Raw genomic sequence first — 6,602 nt, forward strand, 5'->3', positions numbered from 1 at the left:
GTCATTCTCCCATGCAGAAAGTATTCCTTACTCTTACACTCTGGGTGCCCTCTACAAATGGCATCAGAATATTGACAGGAAAGCCAGGAGGACCTCAGCACCTGCCTCCTCTACAGCTGTGAAAGCAGCAATGGCTGGTCACGAGATTGAGAGGTTCGACCCTGATAAAGATAAGAAAATCCACGGCGAACTTTAATATCAGAAATCAGTGAATGCCCACTCAGTAGCAATACCCATCGAAAAGCAACCAGTATAAAGGAATACATAGTGATTGCTTTCAGGTCAGGCTATCAAATAAACCCTGTTTTCAGGCATGCATGAATGTATTCCCGCCCTGAAAAAACCACTCAATTTTACTGGCATTGGACTTTGTCATTACGAACTAAATTCGCTCAATTGCTTACCGAATTTGCCACTGTGAACTAAATTCACTCAACAACTTACCGGAACAGCCATGAGAAACTGGAAGTTGCCTGCTTATCTGGTGTGGTGATCACTTTTCACGGTAATAAAATACTCAGCTCTGAGGTAGTAGAATGACATATGTTCGCCCCAACGCAATCAGCCTTGCCGTGGCCGTTTCCATCATTTCTTCCATCACTGGTACACAGGCACTGGCCGAACGCAGGCTGCAGACAAAATCCATGATTATATTGGACAATGGACATACGGAGTTTACCCAGAGTGAGGTCGTGGTTCAGCCAACTTTAGGTGATGACCAGCAGCCAATACCCAAATCCTTTACTACCACCTACCCTGATCAGGCTGAAGCAAGGACTGTCCATGACATATCTTCTGAAGGCTTCACAGACGTTCTTTCTGGTATCGACGGTGGCGTTTCCACTGTTGATCTGTTTGAGACAGACGACAATGACGTTGCTCAAAAATACACCAAAGTCGTCAAGGTCGGTAATGAGGGGGTCTTCAGATTCACCCATAACCTTGCAGAAGAAGAGCTGATCATTGAAGTCAGAAATGGAATGACCGATCAGGATTCAATTGAGGCTGTTCTTGCACACTTGGATGGCACCCAACCATTTGAACCGTTAACGAGAGTCGTCAGCCCCAAAAAGCTGGTCGGAGTATTGAAAGGAGCCAATGATAGAGCAGGCAACCTTGGCAAAGTCGATCACTATGTAGCCCTTGCCACCATTAAAGTAGACAAAGTTGAAGTGAATGGGCGCACCTTTATGCGTCTTGTCGCTGTCGGCGATCAGCCGCCTGAACTGCAGCGTCTGGGTCAATCGCTCTTTGTCAATGATGAAGCGCTTTTAGCAGCAGCGACTACTGCCTACACCCAGGTTCACGTTCTGGAAAAAGATTTACAACAGAAAGTCCTGAATGATTTGTTGTCATACCAGAAACCCGTCGGATATGTCGTCCACTTCGAGGATGAGACACAGGTTTATCCTGTGCCTGCGGGTTACCCAAAACTGGAAGTGTCTGAGGCTTCGGGGGAGATTATTGTTTTCCGTGGTCAGAAGCAGAACCTGGCCGACACCGCTTTTGCCAGAAGCTTCCGTAACCTCTGGGACATAGACCCTGATAACCCCAGCTCTCCGGTATCAGTGAAGGTAAAAAAAGATAGGATCAAAAACTTACAATACATCATTCGAAGCTCGCAGATGGCACTGCTGGAAGATTTATTTGAGATGTACGATGCCAGAGCTTACGAAGATCAATCGACTAAGCTTTCACTGAAAAAAGAACAGGCGACGATTGAGCTTGCATACTGGGCATCTCTCGAGCAGGCATTGATCAGTGCTACTCCAGATCAAGCAGATGAATTTGTATTCACACCAGATCATGTCAACATCGCTGCTTCGGTCATCACACCAACCTGGATGCGTGCTCAAATCGAACGACACTTCAGCTTGAGACGCGAAATTAGCAAACTCCTGAATAATCAGCTGTTTCTCCACAATATTAAGGAAGTGGTACCTCTTGTCAGCATTACCAATGAAGCCCAGATCGATATTCTTGGAGATAACACAGAGTTTGCTTCCAAAGTCACGAGCGACATGGCCAGAAAGCTGATTGAGCTGGAAAGCTCGCTGGAAATGCTGCAGGCAAGTGAAAGCGAACGAGAAAGTGAACTCATCCGGTTTAGAAGCCATATAGAGCTCACAACGGAGAAATCCACTACCAGTAAACAGGAATTATTCAAAGCACTTCGAAGCAAGCAAAGAATTGAGAATGAGCTCGCACGGCTTAGAGGAGAGAGGGGAGAACTGCGTAGCCTGTTACTGGAACTTCAGCGGGATGTCGAACGAATTCCCAAGCTGGAGAAAAAAATTCGAATTTTCAAATCATTTGCCACAAAAACTTTCAATACTCAAACGGCAGCAAAGCCCGATATTGATGATTGGGATGATACCCAGCCACCGGAAGAACAAGCCAGACTCACCGGAAAAAAAACTCTGGCGATCAACCCATTGGTTGCCGCAACAGGAGAGCCTGTTAAAGAGGCTGCAAAAACAAAACAGGCGGATATTGGCGGCAAGCGCGGTTTTATTTTGGACAATGGAAACGACCTGACTAACCTTCAGTTCATTCAACAGCAGCTGGAACAAGACGCTGAACTCTCCGATGAGGAAGATCTGGAACAACTAATTCTTAATGCCAGAACCGATGCCACAAAAGCTCGCAACGCTCAAATGGCAGCAGAGCTTGGCATTGATAACTGGGAGGATGCCCAGCCATTAGCAAAACAAGCCAGACTCATCAGCCAGAAAATTATTGAAATCCGACGACCAGTTACCGCAACATCGGTTACCGCAACATCGGTTATCGCAACATCAGTCATCGCAACATCGGTCATCGCAACATCGGTCATCGCAACACCGTTGGCCACAACAGCGGTTGCCAGGACGTCGGTCGCCGCAACACCGGTTGCGACAATATCAGATACCGCGACGGTTACCGCAGCAAACGCTGCAACAGAAAAACCTCGGGAAGAAGCAGTCAAAGAACAACTGGCAGCCATTGAAAGCGAGCACGATATTACTCCAGACAATGAAAACGGTCTGGATTCGGGTCATCGATCCATTCAACAGCACCTGCAACAAAAGGCAGAACCAGCCGATTGGATAGCCCAGAATAATCCGGCTAACATTGACGTTCAGCTGAGTCTCGTCCCGGATGAAGAAAAAAACCTGGAAGTCCGTTACCAAGCCATTCAGGAGCCAGCAAAACAGCAGGCAGTTCAGATCGTTCAAGAACATCTTCGGCTACAGAGCATTAGAAAAGATGCTGAAAAAGAAGATGAAATCAAAGCCCTCTATAAAACCATTGCCGCACATTTAAACATTCCGGATTATGATAGTAATGCTGATGATGATGATATTGAAGCTCAACATGATCGCCTGATTCAGAAACTTAAGGCAATGTACACTAAACATGAAATCATGCGTAACAGACTTAAGACCCTGCTCGGTCAAAAGGATTTAGAGGACTCCTTCACCCACGTCAGAAAAGCCACTCTGAAAAAGATTCTTGGTAATGAGCTGGCTAAAGACAGCAATCTGGAAGACCGCTTTATCCTGGAAAGAACGGTATATCTCAAGCTCTTTAAACTTGCGAAGCTGGAAAAAGAACTGGAAGACATCAGAACACCAGGCCACCCCAAAGTCATGCCTGAAGTCCTTGAGACACTCACTGCCGTAGAAAACGCCCTTGATATGCATTGCCTTGATCAAAACGACGACGTCTATCTCCGTCGCCAGGACATTTCCAGAGAGGTGCAGGTGTACATCAGAGACGCCAGACAGCTGGCTGAGAAAGAGGCCCTGAGCATACTGGGGGTCGCAGAAGAAATACTCGGCGTCATAGCCTATGAAGAGGACGACAAAATATCAAGACTCACCAGGATTTCCGGCATACTCAATAGCCATGCTATCCCGGATGAGAAACTGGATGAGATACGGGATGAGATAGATATCATCCTTTGGGCATTTGAAAGCAAAACCCTGAACGTGAAGAACCTGACACTCATCAGGCTTCTTGCCCACCTTCGCTATAAACTCGAAGACCCTGCCCCGGATAAGCAAGCCAGGTTGCGACAGACCGATCGGCTGGAAACCATAGAAAAAATACTCAACATTAAATTCAACGAAGAGGATGACCAGGCAGCAAGACTTCCCCTGATTCTCACACTGCTTGAAGGTGATGATGTTCCGGAAGATACGCTGGAGCAGATAGATCAGACCCTCTGGAAAGAAGACAGCACAGCGCTCGACGAGAGTGTTCTCAAACTCAGGAGGCTTCATGCGACTCTTGCCTATAAAGTCGAAGATTTGCATCTGGAAAAGCAAGCCAGTGAAAGACAGGCACGTTTACTTGCAGCCGTAGAGGACAAGCTCAAGATCTACCCTTCTGAACACATTGCTGCTAAAGACAAGGTCAAGGCTCTCACCGCTAAACTGGCCAAAGATCTGCATGTAGCACTTGAAGTAGATGACAACCTGCCTGATGGGAAGGATGCTTTAAAAGCCAAAATTCAGGCGTTAATAGTGGGCATGGCCAATGACGATGAAGCTGTCAGAAGAGCCAGAAACAATAAAGTAGCTCACCAGCTCAACATTAAGGACTATAAAGATGATGCCGCTATCGACGACCAGAACAGCCTGATTGAAGCGAAACTCAATGAGCTGTTCGGAGAAATTTTCAATGCGAGTCAGTCTGACGTTAATGAGCGAATCGCAACCATTGAAAATAGACTGGACGGGCTAATGGCTCGCCTGGGACCTAAACCCCGGTACGCTCTTGATCGAGAAGTAGCCAGAGCCAGGAAAGCTGTGGGAGAAGCTGAAAATGAGCTGCAGGCTCTTTACCGCAAGCTGGGGGCTATTCTTCATGTACGTGTGGTATCTAATTCTCCTGCCACCTTCCCTCTCACGGATGAAGAAAAGGCAATTATTAATCAGAGAATGAAACAAATTCAGACCGGTTTAGGTCTGGTTGCAGTTGATGAGCAAACCTCGGAAGAGCGAGTAGACGACATCAGACATTTCCTGCAGGGAGACGGTTCAGGGAGACGAGCAGAAGTTGTTCTGAAACTGAGAGCTGTCACATCAGATCTGGACATCTCTGTTGAGAGTAACCCTGATGCATCAGAAGAAGAGAATTATTTTAATGCCATTAAAGCCTCCGTAGCCACTCCCGGTCGGGATAAATTCGAGGTAGTCGTTGAAACAGTTGGTGAACTGCCTGAGATCATGAAAAAGTACGCTCAGATCGCAAAATTCATGCGTGAGCGCGACCATAAACTGAAGGAAGTGATCCTCGCACGAGCAGAAGAAAGTGATGCAAGACACAATCTGGACAGTAAAAATCAGGAGATTGACGAGCTTAAGGGCGTCGATCAGGAAGCCAAAGCTCTGCTTGAAGACGAGATAGCCGCGCTGGAGTCAGTCCTGAAACAGAAAAGTGCGGCTATACCGTTAGCACAAAAAGCTCTGGCGGATCATGAAGAAAATCTTAAAGACATTGAAGATGAACTGGGTCTTAAACAAGATTATAGTGCCAATTATGAAGACCGGATCGACGCCCTGAAAAACAAACAAGTAAAGCTGGGCGGATATGACGGTACTGGCGGGAAGATCCTGCAACTGACCCTGCAGCAGGAGCGCCTGAAAAAGGAAGTAGAACTCAAGACGGCGACTATAGAGAACATGAAGCAAGCCCTGGAAGCGGCACAGGAAGCTGTCGAAAATGAGGGTGGCCCCTTCCAGTACACGCCGAAACAGGCAAAAATACTAACCGAGTTGCACGCTTATATGCAGACGCACTCTCTCAAGAAACAAGCTCTGTCAGCCGCAATGGCTCTTGCAGAATCGGCAGAAAAAAGCGGTAAGCTAATACTACCATACCTTCCGACTTTCGATTTTGATGATGAATTGGCACCGATTCGCCTGCAGGCAATGGTTGGAGACCATCTGACGTTTGATCAGGCCAGACGTATTGCGGAAGTCTTCAAAAACCTGAAGGCGACCTTTAGGTCTGAGTCTGCAGAAGATCAGCCCACGAATGCCCTGAAAGAAGTCGAATTTCTGGCACACAGGGCCAGGATCGAGCTAAAAACCGGGGCTCAACAATACGAAGACGAAATATACGGCATGGGCGCAGCAGCCATTCACTTTGTCGAGCATGAACCAGAGGACCTGAAAGGCTTCTCAGAATATTTCGCTACTCGTTCTGCCAGTGGTAACAAGATTATCGGTCTGCTGCGTGAAGGTGTGATCAGTAAGGTTGAACTTGAGAACTACATGAAAGCCGTTAGAGGTGTGGATGGTTATCAGACAGTGGATGAATTTGAACACTTCCTTGGCCACAGACACGGCGTCAATTTGCCTCACTTCAAGACCGTTGTCCAGATGCTGTCCGACAAAGGCACTGAGGAATTCATGCAGAGTGCCTTTACGGCTGTCCCCGTGACTGCCACCAGCCCGGCAGGTATGAAAGAGTCTGTTGCAGGCATGAAAGAATACGCAGCTGCTATCATCGCCAACTACATTCTTGACGATATTTCCTTTGAAAACGGCCGCAAGACGGCAGCATTCCTGACCAATGTTCAGGATACCCTGACACCTTATGCCAATGCC

2 protein-coding genes are annotated in these 6,602 nt (G+C 47.3%); both read left to right on the forward strand.

The window, feature by feature from the left end; all coding sequences use genetic code 11:
* Positions 1 to 196 (forward strand): hypothetical protein (locus KDK19_RS10060; protein WP_257255358.1); only part of this gene is annotated, 196 nt, incomplete at its 5' end.
* Between the two features lie 2,631 nt (positions 197 to 2,827).
* The gene (locus tag KDK19_RS24355; protein WP_368736454.1) at positions 2,828 to 2,989 is read left to right on the forward strand and encodes a hypothetical protein; all 162 of its coding nucleotides are present in this window, start codon (positions 2,828 to 2,830) and stop codon (positions 2,987 to 2,989) included.
* Positions 2,990 to 6,602: the final 3,613 nt, after the last annotated feature.

Source organism: Endozoicomonas sp. ONNA1, from assembly GCF_024606325.1.
GTDB lineage: Bacteria > Pseudomonadota > Gammaproteobacteria > Pseudomonadales > Endozoicomonadaceae > Endozoicomonas_A.